The sequence below is a fragment of the bacterium genome (assembly GCA_035505375.1).
Lineage (GTDB): Bacteria > Hydrothermota > Tepidihabitantia > Tepidihabitantales > Tepidihabitantaceae > UBA2258.
The window spans coordinates 104,885-120,067 of sequence record DATJQV010000081.1 but is presented as its reverse complement, the minus strand read 5'-3'; the positions used below and the strand labels follow the sequence as shown (position 1 = coordinate 120,067).

General features: G+C 60.9%; 18 protein-coding genes, 1 tRNA gene and 1 pseudogene. 6 read left to right on the top strand and 14 right to left on the bottom strand.

Annotated elements, in window-relative coordinates:
• Window positions 1-84: 84 nt before the first annotated feature.
• The 3 genes and pseudogenes from VMH22_13600 to VMH22_13590 form a co-directional block, all read right to left on the bottom strand.
• Window positions 85-1,083 carry a hypothetical protein gene (locus VMH22_13600; GenBank protein ID HTW92721.1) on the bottom strand — a complete coding sequence of 333 codons (999 nt, stop codon included), beginning with the start codon at window positions 1,081-1,083 and terminating at the stop codon, window positions 85-87.
• Between the two features lie 53 nt (window positions 1,084-1,136).
• A complete protein-coding gene (locus VMH22_13595; protein ID HTW92720.1) occupies window positions 1,137-1,361 on the bottom strand; it encodes a hypothetical protein in 225 nt (74 codons plus the stop codon).
• A 179-nt stretch (window positions 1,362-1,540) separates the two neighbouring features.
• A pseudogene (locus VMH22_13590) lies at window positions 1,541-1,765 on the bottom strand (type I restriction-modification system subunit M N-terminal domain-containing protein).
• Window positions 1,766-2,067: 302 nt separating this feature from the next.
• On the opposite strand from VMH22_13590, the gene VMH22_13585 reads away from it, so the two are divergent.
• Complete coding sequence (locus VMH22_13585) at window positions 2,068-2,223, top strand: hypothetical protein (GenBank protein HTW92719.1); 156 nt, start codon at window positions 2,068-2,070, stop codon at window positions 2,221-2,223.
• Between the two features lie 712 nt (window positions 2,224-2,935).
• Here VMH22_13585 and VMH22_13580 read toward each other — a convergent pair.
• The 5 genes from VMH22_13580 to VMH22_13560 form a co-directional block, all read right to left on the bottom strand.
• Window positions 2,936-3,838, bottom strand: coding sequence for a glycosyltransferase family 2 protein (locus VMH22_13580; GenBank protein ID HTW92718.1), 903 nt, complete (start codon window positions 3,836-3,838; stop codon window positions 2,936-2,938).
• 141 nt (window positions 3,839-3,979) lie between these two features.
• Window positions 3,980-4,909: a GDP-mannose 4,6-dehydratase gene (locus VMH22_13575; GenBank protein ID HTW92717.1), complete on the bottom strand. Its 930-nt coding sequence runs from the start codon at window positions 4,907-4,909 to the stop codon at window positions 3,980-3,982.
• Between the two features lie 114 nt (window positions 4,910-5,023).
• Window positions 5,024-5,974 carry a GDP-mannose 4,6-dehydratase gene (locus tag VMH22_13570; protein HTW92716.1) on the bottom strand — a complete coding sequence of 317 codons (951 nt, stop codon included), beginning with the start codon at window positions 5,972-5,974 and terminating at the stop codon, window positions 5,024-5,026.
• 46 nt (window positions 5,975-6,020) lie between these two features.
• Window positions 6,021-6,209, bottom strand: coding sequence for a 50S ribosomal protein L28 (rpmB, locus tag VMH22_13565; protein HTW92715.1), 189 nt, complete (start codon window positions 6,207-6,209; stop codon window positions 6,021-6,023).
• Window positions 6,210-6,399: 190 nt separating this feature from the next.
• Window positions 6,400-7,962: a T9SS type A sorting domain-containing protein gene (locus VMH22_13560; GenBank protein HTW92714.1), complete on the bottom strand. Its 1,563-nt coding sequence runs from the start codon at window positions 7,960-7,962 to the stop codon at window positions 6,400-6,402.
• A gap of 203 nt (window positions 7,963-8,165) precedes the next feature.
• On the opposite strand from VMH22_13560, the gene VMH22_13555 reads away from it, so the two are divergent.
• The 4 genes from VMH22_13555 (at window position 8,166) to serS (ending at window position 11,507) form a co-directional block, all read left to right on the top strand.
• Window positions 8,166-8,459: an acylphosphatase gene (locus tag VMH22_13555; protein ID HTW92713.1), complete on the top strand. Its 294-nt coding sequence runs from the start codon at window positions 8,166-8,168 to the stop codon at window positions 8,457-8,459.
• Window positions 8,460-8,600: 141 nt separating this feature from the next.
• Window positions 8,601-9,686, top strand: coding sequence for a bifunctional diaminohydroxyphosphoribosylaminopyrimidine deaminase/5-amino-6-(5-phosphoribosylamino)uracil reductase RibD (gene ribD / locus VMH22_13550; protein HTW92712.1), 1,086 nt, complete (start codon window positions 8,601-8,603; stop codon window positions 9,684-9,686).
• Entirely contained in the window at window positions 9,679-10,275 is a 597-nt protein-coding gene (locus VMH22_13545; protein HTW92711.1) for a riboflavin synthase, read from the top strand. The genes ribD and VMH22_13545 overlap by 8 nt, the downstream gene beginning before the upstream one ends.
• On the top strand, window positions 10,260-11,507 hold the full coding sequence (gene serS / locus VMH22_13540; GenBank protein ID HTW92710.1) for a serine--tRNA ligase: 1,248 nt from the start codon (window positions 10,260-10,262) through the stop codon (window positions 11,505-11,507). The genes VMH22_13545 and serS overlap by 16 nt, the downstream gene beginning before the upstream one ends.
• 155 nt (window positions 11,508-11,662) lie before the next feature.
• Here serS and cdd read toward each other — a convergent pair whose 3' ends face one another.
• The 6 genes from cdd to VMH22_13510 form a co-directional block, all read right to left on the bottom strand.
• Window positions 11,663-12,085 (bottom strand): cytidine deaminase, encoded by a 423-nt coding sequence (gene cdd / locus VMH22_13535; protein HTW92709.1) that lies wholly within the window; start codon window positions 12,083-12,085, stop codon window positions 11,663-11,665.
• Entirely contained in the window at window positions 12,078-13,250 is a 1,173-nt protein-coding gene (locus VMH22_13530) for a phosphopentomutase (protein ID HTW92708.1), read from the bottom strand. The genes cdd and VMH22_13530 overlap by 8 nt, the downstream gene beginning before the upstream one ends.
• Before the next feature lie 52 nt (window positions 13,251-13,302).
• Window positions 13,303-13,683, bottom strand: a complete 381-nt coding sequence (locus tag VMH22_13525; protein ID HTW92707.1) for a GxxExxY protein — start codon at window positions 13,681-13,683, stop codon at window positions 13,303-13,305.
• Window positions 13,684-13,757: 74 nt separating this feature from the next.
• A tRNA-Leu gene (locus VMH22_13520) sits at window positions 13,758-13,839 on the bottom strand.
• 146 nt (window positions 13,840-13,985) lie between these two features.
• A complete protein-coding gene (locus VMH22_13515) occupies window positions 13,986-14,327 on the bottom strand; it encodes a type II toxin-antitoxin system PemK/MazF family toxin (protein ID HTW92706.1) in 342 nt (113 codons plus the stop codon).
• Window positions 14,324-14,560, bottom strand: a complete 237-nt coding sequence (locus VMH22_13510) for a ribbon-helix-helix protein, CopG family (protein ID HTW92705.1) — start codon at window positions 14,558-14,560, stop codon at window positions 14,324-14,326. The genes VMH22_13515 and VMH22_13510 overlap by 4 nt, the downstream gene beginning before the upstream one ends.
• A gap of 334 nt (window positions 14,561-14,894) precedes the next feature.
• Between VMH22_13510 and VMH22_13505 the strand changes: the two genes are divergently transcribed.
• Window positions 14,895-15,122, top strand: a complete 228-nt coding sequence (locus VMH22_13505; protein HTW92704.1) for a hypothetical protein — start codon at window positions 14,895-14,897, stop codon at window positions 15,120-15,122.
• The last annotated feature ends 61 nt before the right edge of the window (window positions 15,123-15,183 follow it).

The following is a 15,183-nucleotide window of genomic DNA, read 5'->3' as shown; positions in this document are numbered from 1 at the left end:
CGAGTTTGTCGTTCCGCCCTTCGTCCTTCAAGCTTGAGGCCGGCCGCTAGTCTCTAGCAGCCGGCCCCTGCGTCGAACAGACTCCTAGTGCTTCGCGTCTACCTTCTTATAGTCGGCCGGGACTTCGAAGGCCGTTGCCGGGACCGCGTCCAGCGAAACCGATTTCACCTCGTGGTGTGATGAGAACATTACGCCTGCATCCTGCGGGTTGGACGACGGCTTCGGGGCGAGCTTGTTCGCCAGCAGGCCGCCCAGACTGGTCGGCGGCTCTTCCGGCTGGGCCTGCGCTTCAGTCTTCCTCGCGGTTGTGTCGCCTTTCATTTGCCACTTCACATCGGTGACAATCGGGTAGCCCTCGACTTTGGCCATCTCCTTGCCGACTTCCTCGAGCTTGTCCGCCGTCTCCTTGGAGTCGAGCCCGTACATCGAGGTCAGCATGCTGGCACCGAGTTGGTTGCTTTCCTCGGGTGACAGGCCGAGGCCGAGCTTCTGTGCATACTCCTGGCCGAACGCGTTCTCGATGTCGCGGGCCTGCTTCAACTGGTCGGTCAATGGCGTGTTCCACAGGTCGGTCGTCATCACCTGTGTGGTCTGGCTCTTTGACGCCGTGTCTTCCAGCACCACTTCCCAGGTGATGAGATACTCCGTGCAGGCGAAGCCGTTGATGGTCTTGGTCGCGCCGGTCTTGGTTACCTTGATGTCCGACTTCACGATCTTGTAGGGCTTCTGCGCCGGGCCGCTCTTTGTTCCGCCCTTGACTTCCTGGCCGGTCAGCGCGGTGATGGGCCGCTCGGTGTAGGTCTTCTGCGGCTGGTTCACGTCCCACACCACGCCCTTGTCGAGCCGCGTGATCTCGACGCTCGACTGCGGCTTCCCGGCGAGCGCGCCCATGACGCCACCGACCATCTTCATGGTGTGGTCGTCGGAGCGCTTATCGCCCTGATACTGGGTCACCGAATTGATCTCGGTCGACCCCATACCGGCGACCATTGACGCGCGGGTAACGGTCTCGGTCTTCAAGTCGGCGAGCGCAGGGCCGGCCGACAGTGCAACGAGCACGAGCAGCAACGGAAGAGACTTCATGGGTACTCCTTTTGCCCGATTATAGGTCGCGGCCTGACGCAGTCAACAGAACGTCACTGCGGGCGGTCGGTTCGGCCTCTCTTGTCAGCCTCGCCGGACTTTGGCATGTCTCGGGCGATGAGCGTCTGTCCAGCCGTGGCCGCCGCGACTTTCTCGTAGAGAGTTTCCGGCACGATGTCCGCGCCGTTCGGCCACGCAATCGTCCCGCCCTCTAACGCGCTTGCGGTCAACCCGCCGCCTAATCGCCAGCAGCAACCCCGGGCTGCGCTGCACTTCATCAATGGTCAGCGGAATCTCGTCGTCCATGTCATCAGACCGAACGTGGGCACGGCCTCACAGTCGAACCTGTCAACGAAGTCTGCTGGTGGCATCAGGAACCCCGGACGCTTCAGACCCTCAGCGGTAAGCATGTTGACGGGTTCCGCTTGTGTAGCCGATACCTGCTCGCATCCTTGGCGTACCAGTCGCTCTTGGGGTTGGCGGTCTCGCGCTCCAGTTCGGAGTGGCGCTCGACGAACACGTCGGAGATGTGCTTGAGGAATATCAGGCCGAGCGCGACGTGCTTGTACTCGGCTGCATCCATCACGCCGCGGAGCTTGTCCGCAGCCTGCCAGAGTTGGGCCTCGAATCCTACGTTCGCGCCGTTGCCGTTCTTCTGCTGAGTGTTCTTCGTTCTGGCCATTTCACCGCTCCTGGGGTACGCCAAATCGAGTTCGGAATCTTAGGTTCAGGGCGGTCAAAGTCAAGCAAGGGACAGCGGTCAAGTGGTCGAGTGGTCGAGTGGTCACGCGGCGGGACGATTGAAAGCGGGGTCTGGCGCAGGGCTGGATGCTGTTGCAGGAGCAGGAACGGCGGCCGTTACGAGTGCGGGAACGCGGGCCGGAACGGACGCTGTTTCGGGGCCGGGAGCAACCGCTGTTACGGGCGCAGGTACAAGAGCCGTTGCGGCAGCAGGGCCGGTAGCCGTAGCGATACGAGGACCGGGTGCAGGTCAGGGTGCAGGTGCAGTGCCGGGGCCAGGTGCTGTTGGGGTTCGAGTACTGGAGGCTGGTGCGAGGGCCGAGCATGGGGCCGGAGCGGTTGCCGTTGCAGCGGCCTGAACGGCTGCCGTTTCCGGGGCTGGGCCGGCCGCAGGAATGAGGGCCGGATAGGGGGCAAGGACTCCCCCAACCGTCTAGGGGATGGAGAAACTCGGACAACGCAGAAGTCAGAATGCAGAGACCAGAATGCAGAACTCACAGAACGGGAAAGACTTGGGACGCGACGACGGGGGCGAAGTCAGAAGGCTGAGGCTAAGAGCCGAAGGTCAAGACCGGGGATGTGGAACGATGAACGCGTGGATTCCGGGTTCACCGAGAGAGCAAAAGAACTGAGGGTTTAGTGATATTCGCCAACCGAGCGTAACTCAATTATCCTCGGTCGATTAGGCACAGTCGGGTCGCGGAGAATCCGCATATAGGGGTCGCCTGGGGACTAGCCTTCGAATGAGCGTTCGAAGAAGCCATGAAAGAAGCTTTGAGGCTAGCTTTGAGTTGAGCTTCCAAAGGAGCTTTGATGCGAGCTTCCGACTGAGCTTTGCGGCAAGCGATGTGAGAAGCAATGCGCTGAGCTTTGAGACGAGCGATGCGCGATGCGATGTGACGAGCTTTGAAGTGAGCGATGGAAGAAGCGATGCAGTGAGCTTTCGAGTAAGCATTCTGCGACACTTTCCAGCGAGCTCTGAAACAAGCTTTCTGACGAGCTTTCAAGGGAGCTTTGATGTGAGCTTTGGCGGATGCGTGGAGCGCTGCAGTTGAGTGGTCGCGCGCAGGCCGAAGCCGGGCATGACGAAGAGACTGTCCCCGGAGGGCGGCTACGGAGTGCGTCGGGACAAGCGATAGGCGATGACGCGCAGGAGACTGGTGATTTCGAGAAGCGGGAGGAGGACGACAGCTTTGAGCCAGAAGAGGCCGGAATGGTCGTGCTTGCGCAGGTAGCGGAAAGCGGAGCGGTGCGATTCGGGTATCATCTTCACTCGCACCTGTCTGGTGCTCGCTCCGTGGCGGTGGACCACGCGCGCGTCGGCAACGTAGACCGTCTTCCAGCCGGCGTCGGCCATGCGTTTGGACAGGTCGACGTCGTTGTAGAAAATCGGGAAGCGTTCGTCCATCACGCGAGGGACTGGGGACGAGGGACTAGGGACGAGGGACGAATGACTTGGGGGCAGAGAATCGAGGACGGTCTTGCGAAGCATCAGACAGGAGGCCATGGGCTGCTCGACTTCCGAAGTTTGGTCGTAGTCGAAGTACTTCATCTTCCAGCGGCCGAAGAGGTGGCTCTTCGGGAACAGGCGCGCGAGGCCGATGAGTTCCCAGAAGAGCGACACCGCGGTCGGGAAAGAGCGGATTGAGAACTGGGTCGTGCCGTCAGGACTGACGAGTCGCGGGGCGACCGCTCCGACCTGAGGATGCTCGTCGAGGTATAGGGACAGCGCGTCCAGGGCTCCGAGCTCGATTCGCGTGTCCGGGTTGAGCAGCAGCACGTATTCTCCGGTCGCGAGTTTGAGGCCCTGGTTGTTGGCGCTGGCGTAGCCGACATTTCGCGTGCTCGCGACCAGCTTCAGGTGGTGATACCGGCCAAGTTTCTCTCGGGTAGCATCGCTGGAGGCATTGTCTACGACGATGACCTCGAACTCAGAGCCGAAATGGATGGAGTCGAGGCAGGACTCGATGTCGGGAGCGGAGTTCCAAGTGACGACCACAATGGAGAGCTTCATGATGCGGAGGAATGACTAATTGCCAATTCCCAATTCCTAACTAATGACCAATGTGGAAATGACCTGCGGCCAGACTCGGGCTGGGACTTGTGTGTTCCCGCGTTGATTAGTCCTTCGTCATTAGGACTTAGGACTTGTGTCCTACACGGAGCGGTAATAGTCGAGGAGGTCGGACAGCGTCTGGGTGAAGGGGATCTCGGGCTTCCAGCCGGTCGCGGCGGCGAACTTGGAGGGGTCGCCGGTCAGGAGAGGGATATCGTGCGGCCGGAACTTTGCCGCCGAACTCTTGACCTGCACTGGTACTCGTGCAAGGCCGCACAGGTAATCCACGCCTTCTTTGATTACCAGCGGCTTGCCGGACGTGACGTTGTAAGTCTCGCCGGCCGTGCAGCGTTCGAGGGCGAGGAGATAGGCCCGGACCACGTCCCGGACGTCGGTGTAGTCGCGTCTGATGCTCAGGTCGCCCATCTCGATGACTGGCTCCCGCTTGCCGTGCTCAACCTGGGCGATGGCGTTCGCTACCTTGGGGAAGACAAAGGTCGTGGCCTGGCCCGGGCCGGTATGGCTGAACGGCCTGAGAATCACGACATCGAGTCCGAACGCCCGGTGGTAGAACAGGCCGGCCTCGCTGGTCATGTGCTTGCTGAGGGCATAGGGGCTGAGCGGCAGCGATGGCAGGTCCTCGCTCAGGGGACGGCCCACGTTGGAACGGCCGTAGACATCGGCGGAGGAGATGAGGACGACGCGGCACTTGAGCTGGAGCTGGCGGACTGCTTCGAGGAGCTTGAGCGTACCCAGCGCGTTGACCTCGTAGGTTGTCATCTGGTGTGATTCGGACAGGGCTACGGAACTGAGGCCGGCAAGGTGGATGATGCCGTCCGGCCGGGTTGCCTCAAGCAGGGATCGGGTGCCGTCAAAGTCGCAGATGTCTCCGCGGTGAAGCTCAGCCGGGAGGCCGGGCTGCGTATCGGCCCAGTGGAGACCGATGACCGTGTGACCGGCTGAGGTGAGGTGACGGGCCAGGTGTCCGCCCACGAAACCTTCGATGCCGGTGACCAGTATGCGGCTCATGCAGAGGAGACAGACAAACCAGGAATCAGAATGCAGAAACTAGAATGCAGGGTTTTCGGACTTTCTGACTTCTGGTTTCTGATTTCTGACTTCTGCACTATCCGGACTTCTGGGCTAGCGGCTTCGCCAATAGTCGAGCAGGTCTTTCATGGTCTGCTCGAACTTGTACTTTGGCTCCCATCCGGTCTCTGTGCGGAGCTTGGTCGCGTCGCCGAGCAGGAGTTCGACGTCGCTCGGCCTCATTCGCTTGGGATCGGGCCGGGTCTCAATCTTGACCTTGGAGAAGCTAAGCAGGATATCGAGCATCTCGCGTATCTTGTAGCCTTTGCCGGTCGCCACGTTGTAGACGTCGCCGGGCTTGCCCTTTTCCAGTGCGAGGTAGTAACCGACTACCGTATCGCGGACATCGGTGAAGTCGCGGACCGCGTTCAGGTTGCCGACGTGAATCACCGGCTCTTGTTTGCCGCGCTCGATGTCGACAATCTGCTTGGCGAAGTTGGAAGTGACAAAGACGTCGCCGCGACGCGGGCCGGTGTGGTTGAATCCTCGCGTGCGGATAATGTGCATGCCGTAGCTCTGGTGGTACTGGTAGCCCATCAGGTCCTGGGCGACTTTGCTGACAGCGTACGGCGACAGGGGGCGAAGCGGGTTGGATTCCTTTATCGGCGTCTCTTCAGGCAGGACCAAGCCGTATTCTTCGCTGGAACAGGCAATCTGCACGCGGGTCGGGCAGCCGACCGCGCGGATCGCCTCGAAGATGTTGGTCTGGCCGATGACATTCGTGGTCATCGTTTCGGCCGGCGCCACCCAGGACATGGGCACGAAGCTCTGCGCCGCGAGGTGGTAGATCCGATCCGGCCTCACGTCGCGCACGAGTTCGTACATCGATGTCGCGTCGCGCATGTCGCAGACATGGTTCGTAATCCGGTTGCCGAGATGGACGACGTTCTCGGTCCGGGAGCGCCAGCGCATAGTGCCGTGCACTTCGCAGTCGCCCCGGGAGAGGAGATACTCAGCCAGGTGGCTGCCGGCAAAGCCGGTAATCCCGGTTATGAGACACTTCAAGAAACCTCCTCAGAAGAGGGGTTAGGGGTTGGGTGCCCCTCGTCCCTCATGCCTTTGCGACCTTGCCAGAGCGCAAGCAGCGCGTGCAGACCCAGATGCGCTTGTTTTCGTTCTCGACCTTGGCCCGTACGCGTTGCAGGTTGGGTTCCCAGGTCCGCTTGGTCACGTTATGGGCATGGCTGATGTTCGAGCCGACCATGCCGACTTTACCACAAATCTCGCAATGTCTAGCCAATTGTCCTCCTTGGCGGTGTTAGATGCGCACAGAGGATAGCAGGAATAGCCGGACAGTCAATCCGCGGCTCAGGCGAAGTGAGGTGTCAGAAGCTGGATGTCAGAAGTCAGAAGTGCCGAGCAGGAAGGTAAAGCGGAAAGTGGAAAGTCCCAATTCCGGACCTTGCCATGGCTCCTTTCCCCTCGGCTTCTCATGGTGTTTTCACGATGCGGCAGGACCGGACGTCGGGACCTGCTCCAGCCGTTACGAAGTAGACGCCAGCCGGCATTGACCGCAGGTCAAGCGCGAATGGCGAATGGCGATTGGCGATTGGCGATTCCAGGACTGCGCCGCCAGCGGCGTCGAAGACGCGCAGGACAAGCGATGAGTGATGAGCGATGAATGATGAGTCGGAGAGGCGGATGGTCACGGTTCCCCGGAACGGGTTGGGGTAGGCACCGAGCCCGAGCCGGCGCACGGTCATCGGCCTGTTCTCCGATACTCCGGAAGGCAACAGGTTGACCGGCACGCGAAGGTAGATGACGGGATTCACAGTCTGCGGGCCCTGGCCCAGTTCTGAGAACCCGGCAACCCGGTCGGCGAAGTAGATGATGTGCAGCGTGTCGTTGACGACCTCACTCAGGAAAGGGAAGCGTTTGCTGGTGCTGTCCGGTACTGTCAGACGCACGGGCGGGCCCCAGTTGTAGTCGCCCGCATTCGTGCGCGTCGCCGCGATGTCGGTGCGGGCGGCCCAGATGTCGGCGCGGCAGAGCCCGGTCAAAGGGTCAACGTTGTCCGGGTTGAACTGCTCCCACACGGCACAGAGCTCGTCCAGGGCCCGGTTCATCCCGATGCTGGGCCGGTCGGCGGCGAGTGCGTCATCGCCGATCCGAGCGCCGGGCGGACACGCGTATTCGTGGACAAGGCGCCAGGTAGGCGTGGGATACTTGGTGTAGTGCCAGATCTGCGAATGGAGGACGTCGCTGCCGTCGTACAGGTCGGCCAGTAAGTGGATATTGGTCGAGTCATACGTGCCGCATCCTGAGAGCAGGGAGCGCGACAGCGGCGAAGGGACCGAGTCGGACAGGCGCGACGGCGCGTACCAGTTCTGGCCGTTGTTCGGCGTCTCACAGAGGAAAAGCGTTCCACGGTCCGGGTCCTCGGTTTCAGCCCAGATGTAACCGTAGCGGCCGATCTGCTTCGACCCGGCCAGGTTGAACGCCGGAAACGTACCGACGTGTCCGAGAAAGAAGGGCACGACCGATAGCATGGACAGAAAGGTGAGCGAGTCATTGCTCAGGGCCGCGAACTTCGGCGTGCCGTACTGGTTCGCGCCAATCAACGGATAGTGGCAGTCGACCCGGACTTCATCTTCGCTGAAAGTCCCGGCTCCCGGCGCTGAGTCGACCAGCCTGGTCAGGACATGCACGTTGGAGTCGAGGTGACTGGCGGCAATCATGGCGGTATGCCTGACCATGTTGACGTCCATTGAGCCCAGTGTGCGCGGCTCTGCATTGACGACGATTCCGTCAGGCCAGCGCCAGCCGCCGGTGCGCGGCCGGAAGTTGTACCTGACAAGGCCATAGCTGTCTTTCCAGACCGCATGCGTCCCTGAAAGGGAGTCGAAGCAGATGTAGCGGACCGCCGGTCCATACATTTGCCGGTCTCTGATGGTGAAGCCGACAGTCTCGGCAACTACCTGGGCTCTGCCGACAGCGCATAGCACGATCCACGCTGCGACGGCGTATACCAGCGGTCGGTTCTTCAGTTTCAAGGCCACATCACTATAGACCGGGGGCAGGGCGAGTCAAGTTGTCGGCAGAATCGTCACGGCTTGTTGACCGCTTGTCCACCAGGGCCGAACCGGAAATTCACGGCCTCGCCGCACAATGCCGGCGATTTGTACCCAGGTTACAAACCACTTATCCACACGGGCAGGCTTGCTTGACATCAGGCTGCGCGCGCCTATCTTCACTCGTGGCAGACCAATCGAACCCCGCGGCGCTGCATGCGACGGTTTCCGGCATGGTCCAAGGCGTGTTCTACCGGAGGTTTGTCCTTCAAGAGGCAACTGGACTTGGCTTGTGCGGACGCGTGCGGAACCTGTTCGATGGACGGGTTGAAGTCGAGGCCGAGGGTGATAGGCAGAAGTTGGAGCAGCTTGTCAGGCGGCTGCACAAGGGTCCGCATGGTGCGCAGGTAACCGAAGTGGCGACAGAGTGGAGTGAGCATCGGGGCGAACACAGAGATTTCCGGGTAGACTACAGCTAGCCGCGTGGGGTCAGGAATCCAGGACTCAAGGATTAGAGGATTCGAGTGTCCGGCACTGGACTCCGGGAATCCTCGACCCCTTGAATCCTGGCGGTGCACTCGGTTTCTTGACAACATCGGACACGCTTCTATGATAGGCGCGTGAGAGAAGCAGCGTTCATGGCCGAGGCGCTGGACCTTGCCAGGCGAGGGCGCGGCAGGGTCTCGCCCAACCCGATGGTCGGCGCCGTTCTCGTAAGGGATGGCCGGGTAGTAGGTCGCGGCTGGCACCGACGCTTCGGCGGTCCGCACGCCGAAGTCGAGGCTATTGCCGATGCCGGCAAGCGGGCCCAAGGAACGACCCTGTATGTAACAATGGAGCCGTGCTGCTTTCAGGGCAAGACCCCGGCCTGCACCAACGCAGTTCAACTGGCCGGAATCAGGCGCGTCGTTGCCGCCACCCTGGACCCGAACCCGCGGGTCAATGGCAAAGGCATGCGTTGCCTGCGTGATTGCGGCATCAGGACATCGGTCGGCCTCATGGCGAACGAGGCGCGGCGGTTGAACGAAGGCTATTTCACCTTTCTGCGTAAGCACCGGCCGTTCGTCATCTTGAAAGTCGCCGCCACATTGGACGGCATGGTCGCCGATTGCAGCGGTCGTTCGCAGTGGATTACCGGACCGCGGGCCCGCGCTTTCGGTCACGAGTTGCGGCTCGGCGCGGATGCGATAGTCGTCGGCCTCAACACCATCGTTGCGGACAACCCGCGCCTGACCTACCGCGTGAGCCCGCCCAAACAACTGGTGCGCGTGGTTCTGGACTCAAAGCTGGCCATCCCTCTGACGAGCCGGCTCTTCCGGGAGCCGGGGCCGGTTCTCGTCTTCACGTCCAGCCGTGATGCGCTGAGAGCCGAACGTTTCTGGGCGAGGGATGTCGACGTGATGCGCGTCGGCAAGGACAAGGACGGGTTGCTGAGATGGCCCGAAGTGCTGGCCGAGTTGCACCGCCGAGAATTGCAGACCGTGCTTGTTGAAGGCGGCGCTGCCGTGGCATCGTCGGCGTTGGATGCAGGTGTAGTGGACAAGATGTACTTGTTCCAGTCACCGAAGATACTGGGCCCGGGCAGATCATTCAGCCAGCGCGTTGCCCCGCGTCCACTCAAACGGGCCATCGAACTCGAGCGGGTCGAGCACCGTTGCATCGGCTCGGACTTCCTCACCGTAGGTTATGTTCACCGGGTTGGTTGAGACGGTTGGCCGGGTCGAGCAGGCCTTGGGCCATGGGAGTAACCGCGTGTTCAAGATTGAGGCCGCGTTCGCCGGCGAGCTGAAGCTGGGTGAAAGCGTGGCGGTCAACGGCTGCTGCCTGACAGTGACCAGGGCTGATAAGCAGAGCTTCGAGGTCGAGGCAGTGGCTACGACGCTCGCCGCGACCACACTGGGCAGACTGAAGACCGGAGATGAGGTGAACCTGGAACGAGCGCTGCAGGCAGGAGACAGAATCGGCGGCCACTTCGTGCAGGGGCACGTGGACGAGGTCGGGAAGGTCCGTCGCATCGAGCGGCATTCAGGCTACTGGACACTGGCCATAGAGACTGACCGTCGTGCCGCGCGTCCGCTGGTCGAGAAGGGCTCGGTCTGCCTTGATGGAATCAGCCTGACCGTTGCTTCCCTGCGGCTCGGCGAGTTTGCGGTCAACATCATCCCCCATACGTGGGAGAACACCAACCTGAAACAGCGCCGCCCCGGCGACAAGGTCAACATCGAATACGACCTGCTGGTCAAAGCCGTTCGACATAATGCAGGGACAGGGAGCAAGGAATGGACATCAGACTGATTCGCGAGAACCCGGACGAGGCGCGGCGGATCCTCGCTCTGCGTCGAAGCCCGCTCAGCATTGACCGGATACTCGAACTCGACACCGAGCGTCGCCGGTTGTCGCAGGACCGTGACGAGGCGCGACACCGGCAGAAGCAGGTCTCCGAGTCAGTGGGGCTGGCCAAGAAGGAGAAGCGCGAGTGCGCAGCCGAGATGGCAGAGGCGCGTGAATTGTCCGACCGGGTGAAGAAGCTGGACACAGACGTCGCTCGCATCGAGGCTGAGCAAACTGAGCTGGCCCGGCAGCTGCCGAATATCGTCCATCAGTCAGTCACGGCCGAAGAGGAGACCGTGGCGCAATGGGGTGAGTTGCCCAAGTTCGAGTTCAAGCCGCTTGCGCACTGGGACCTTGGCGAGGCCCTGGGTGTCATCGACCTTGAGGCGGCAACCCGGCTGGCCGGGTCCCGTTTCGTCGTTTTCAGGGGGCAGGGCGCGCTGCTCGAACGGGCGCTCATCAACTACTTCCTCGACACCAACACGAGACGGCACGGCTATCTTGAAGTCTCGCCGCCCGTGCTTGCCAATGCCGCCACGCTCGAGGCGACCGGGCAACTGCCGCACCTTGAGACTGAGATGTACAAGACCCAGGACGACCTGTACCTGGTACCGACTGCGGAGCCCCAACTCGTGAGCTACCATCGAGGGCAGACATTGCAGGAGTCGCAACTGCCCATCAAGTACGTGGCGTACACGACCAGTTTCCGGCGCGAAGCCGGCTCGTACGGCAAAGACGTGCGGGGCATGATTCGGATCCACCAGTTTGACAAGGTCGAGAACGTCAGACTGGTCCACCCTAGTGTCTGCTACGAGGCACTCGAAGAGATGCGAGGAGAGTCAGAGAGTCTGCTGCGCGACCTCGGATTACCCTATCGGGTGAAGCGGCTTGCATCATGGGATATGGCTTTCCAGTCGGCCAAAACCTATGACCTTGAAGCGTGGGCGGCAGGCCAGGAACGCTGGCTTGAGGTATCGTCGATTTCAGCCTGCGAGGACTACCAGACCAAACGTGGCGGCATCCGGGTGAAGGGCAGAGACGGCAAGACATTCTTTCCGCACGCGCTCAACGGTTCAGCACTCGCTCTGCCGCGTGTGTTCGTTGCGATACTGGAGAACAACCAGCAGGCCGACGGTACGGTTGTGGTTCCCGAGGTCTTGAGGCCGTACATGCACGGCCTCGAACGAATCAGCTAATGGCTAGGGAAGCCCCAATTACCAAGTCCCAATGACCAATCAACGAGGAAATGACCAAGCGGCATGCCGGCATTGGAGCATTCATGCATTGGCACTTGATTGGGGATTGGCGCTTGGTCATTGGTCATCATGTGCCCTGCCACTGTTGACGTCTGTCAGAGCCTGAAGACGACCGGCAGAAGTTCCCTCAATTGATACGTCTTGGTTGAGCGCCCGTTCGACAAGACGATTTCCGGATTCTCTGAGAACTCATTGATAACCTGCAGGCAGGCGCCGCAAGGAGGCGTCAACAAGGGCATTCTAGATTTGCGATTGACGATCTTAGATTGGGGAGAGGGGGCAAAGACTGCAACGGCCCGGATATCGCGCTGACCGGCGGACACGGCCTTGAAGAGGGCTACCCGTTCCGCGCAGATGGTGAGGCCGTAGGAGCTGTTCTCGATGTTGCAGCCGGAGAAGATGCGGCCATTCGCTGTCAGCACGGCAGCGCCGATCTTGAGCTTCGAGAACGGTGCGTAGGCGTTCTTCGCTGCGGCACGGGCCGCGCGCAGTAGGCGGGCTTGGGTGCTCTTAGTCATGGCGTATCTCCTTCAGACAGCTCGTGCCGTGTGCCGTCGGCTTCGCCTTCAGGAACTCGGCTGCGGTTTGGCCGAGGTCGGCGAAGGTCGGCCGCGTGCCGAGGTCGACTCCTTGCCTGAAGCCCGGTCCGAAAGCCAACAGAGGCACGTATTCGCGGGAGTGGTCGGTCGAAGACGTGGTCGGGTCGTTGCCGTGGTCCGCGGTGATGAAGAGCAGGTCGTAGCGTTTGAGGCCGTTCAGGATGTTGGGCAGGAAGTCGTCGAACTCCTTCAGCCCTGCTGCGAAGGCGACTGAGTTGTTGCGGTGTCCCCAGTCCATGTCGAACTGGACCAGGTTCGTGAAGACAAGTCCGGCCTTCGTCTTCTGCATCGCCTCGGCGGTCAATCGCAGGCAATCGGCGTTGACGACCGAGTGATGGGTTTCGGTGAATCCCCGACCGGCGAACAGGTCATCCACCTTACCAATTCCGACAACCGGCTGGCCGTCTTCCTTCACGTTGTCGAGCAAGGTCGGCTGCGGCGGCGAGCAGGAGAAGTCCTTGCGGTGGGCGGTCCGCGTGAACGAGCCCGGCTTGCCGGTGAACGGCCGGGCAATCACGCGGCCGACGCAGAATGGCCCGGCGCACAAGCCGCGGGCCTTCTTGCAGATAAGGTACAGCTCATCGGGCGGAATGACGTCCTCGTGGCAGGCTATCTGGAGGACGCTGTCGGCCGACGTATAGACAATCGGGCAGCCGGTCCGTAGATGTTCCTCGCCCAGTTCCTTGATAATTTCCGTACCCGATGCAGCCTTGTTGCCGATGGTCTTCAAGCCGATTGCCTCTTCGAGGCTGCGGATGAACTCAGGCGGGAACCCGTTCGGGAATAGTGGGAACGGGGTGCTTGTTACGAGGCCGGCGATTTCCCAATGCCCGGTGGTCGAGTCCTTTCCCACTGACTGCTCGGCCATCTTTCCGAAGCACGCCTGAGGCTTGTCCTGCGGCGGAACGCCCTGAATCGGGATGATGCTACCAAGGCCGAGCCGGGCGAGATTGGGGAGGCTGAGCCCGCCCACGGCCTTGGCGAGATTGGCAAGAGTGTTCGACCCTTGGTCGCCATAGTCAGCCGCGTCTGGGAGTTCGCCGCACCCGACACCGTCCAGCAGGAGGATAATGACCCGAGACACTAGTTAACCACGGATAAACACAGATGAACACAGATAGAACGGGCTCGGAGGGTCAAACGACGAGCCTTTCGAACTTGAGTTTGGGCCGAGCGAAGTTCAGTAGTAGACCGACTCTGATGCCAGAGATCCTAAGATAGTTGAGTAGTTGGGCCCGATGCACATCTTCCAGGGCAGAGACAGACTTCACTTCTACGACAACGCTATCGTCGACCACAAGGTCGGCGTAGTAGACTCCGACTTCCTTGTCCTTGTAGGTGACTGTGAATTCCTTCTGAGCACTGACTGCGTGTTTACGCAACGTCAGCTCCCACGCGAGCGCGTTCTCGTAGACCTTCTCGAGTAGCCCGCAGACCAACGCATTGTGGACATCGAATGCGGCTCCGATGATGTCCTGGGTTAGGTCCTCGTGGAGCACTTTCTTATCAGTGTCCATCCGTGTTCATCCGTGGTTTTGAAGTTGCTCCGGCCCCAATCTACAGTCTAGAATCTGCAATCTAAAATGGTCTATGCCGGGGACAGGATTTGAACCTGCATGCCGTTAAGCACATGGCCCTCAACCATGCGTGTCTGCCAATTCCACCACCCCGGCTCTGTCCGCTATCCGTCGCCGGCCGTTAGCTGTCAGCTGTCAGCGGCTAGCCGATACGCGGTCATTATAGAAGAGAGTGCCAGAGAGTCAAACAGAGGTCGGAAGAGAGAGACCGGGTGGTCCGGCGCTCCCGTGCGCGGTTTAGGCTATCGGCCCAGCACTATGTCAATGCCGGTCAGCACAAGCTCCAGCTTGCTCGCCGACAGTCTTCCCACGCGTTCGGTGAGCAACGTCTTATCAAGGGTCACAATCTGAGAGACGTTCGCCACCGAGTCTTTGGGCAAGCCCGTGTTTGCACCAGAAAGCAGCACGTTTCCGGGAGCATCTGCCCAGAACAAATTGCTTGTCAGCGGAACACAGACGACTGTGGCAAGGTGACTCCGGTTCAGGGCCTCGCCCTGCACGACGACGACCGGTCGTCGAAAGCCCGGGCCCGACCCCGTCGGCGGTGGAAGACTGGCCCACCAGACTTCCCCGCGCGAAATCACCACTCGGCGTGCTCCAAGACTCGGCTGCTTGCCGCAGCAACGAAAGCATCCTTCTCGTCTTTGATTCGCTCGCACACGCGGTTCATCGCCTCGGTTATCTCGTCGGGCGCGTGGCGGGCGACGTATTCCTTGAGCGCGGCGCTGTACACCTGGCTCCGAGACTTGCGCGCACGGCGAGCGAGCCGTTCGACGTCCTTGAAGATATCATCCGGAACCGAAACCGCTGTCTTCATACTCAGAGTATAACCAATGGCTCAAATCCGGTCAACAGCTCGTATTGGATCGGTCAGACTGCTCTTACCATGCGTAAGCAGAAGGCGTGGGATGTGGAGGACAGTGTTTCAGAGTCAAAAGCGGCAGGGGCAGGCCGGCGACGGATTGGCGCAGCCGATATTCCCATAAGCTCGCGGAGTTCGCGCGGCCATAGCGTCAAACGGGCGGGCAGAATCGGAGCATGGCCCGATGCCCCGGGCTAGAAATTGGGAAGAAGTGTCCCACTTTACCCCGGGACACGACGGGATCGGGAATGAGTTACGCATGCCAGCCTATTGACGCTTCCTCATCTACGTGCAATACCCAAAACCGCAGACCGCTCTGACTCGCCCGTATGACTTTGCCCAGACGACGGGCCGACGTCGCAAGCTCGGGGTGTCGCAAGACCCGGCGAACAAGACTAGCTGCTTCGTATTGTCCGACGGCCAGCACTACGATGCAATACCCGGCGTGGCACAGCCGCCGGTCATAGAACCCGAGGTCACGGGTGAAGAATGTCACGGAGCCAAGCCGGTGCAGTAGTGGGATGATGGCAACATCCTTGGCACCCGAGCGTCCGACCTCATGTCCGATTTGACGAACA

Bases quoted from the DNA above. Each gene is read 5' to 3' on its own strand.
- VMH22_13600 (HTW92721.1), bottom strand. From the start codon at position 1,083: ATGAAGTCTCTTCCGTTGCTGCTCGTGCTCGTTGCACTGTCGGCCGGC.
- VMH22_13595 (HTW92720.1), bottom strand. From the start codon at position 1,361: ATGAAGTGCAGCGCAGCCCGGGGTTGCTGCTGGCGATTAGGCGGCGGG.
- VMH22_13580 (HTW92718.1), bottom strand. From the start codon at position 3,838: ATGAAGCTCTCCATTGTGGTCGTCACTTGGAACTCCGCTCCCGACATC.
- VMH22_13575 (HTW92717.1), bottom strand. From the start codon at position 4,909: ATGAGCCGCATACTGGTCACCGGCATCGAAGGTTTCGTGGGCGGACAC.
- serS (HTW92710.1), top strand. From the start codon at position 10,260: ATGGACATCAGACTGATTCGCGAGAACCCGGACGAGGCGCGGCGGATC.
- cdd (HTW92709.1), bottom strand. From the start codon at position 12,085: ATGACTAAGAGCACCCAAGCCCGCCTACTGCGCGCGGCCCGTGCCGCA.
- VMH22_13525 (HTW92707.1), bottom strand. From the start codon at position 13,683: ATGGACACTGATAAGAAAGTGCTCCACGAGGACCTAACCCAGGACATC.
- VMH22_13510 (HTW92705.1), bottom strand. From the start codon at position 14,560: ATGAAGACAGCGGTTTCGGTTCCGGATGATATCTTCAAGGACGTCGAA.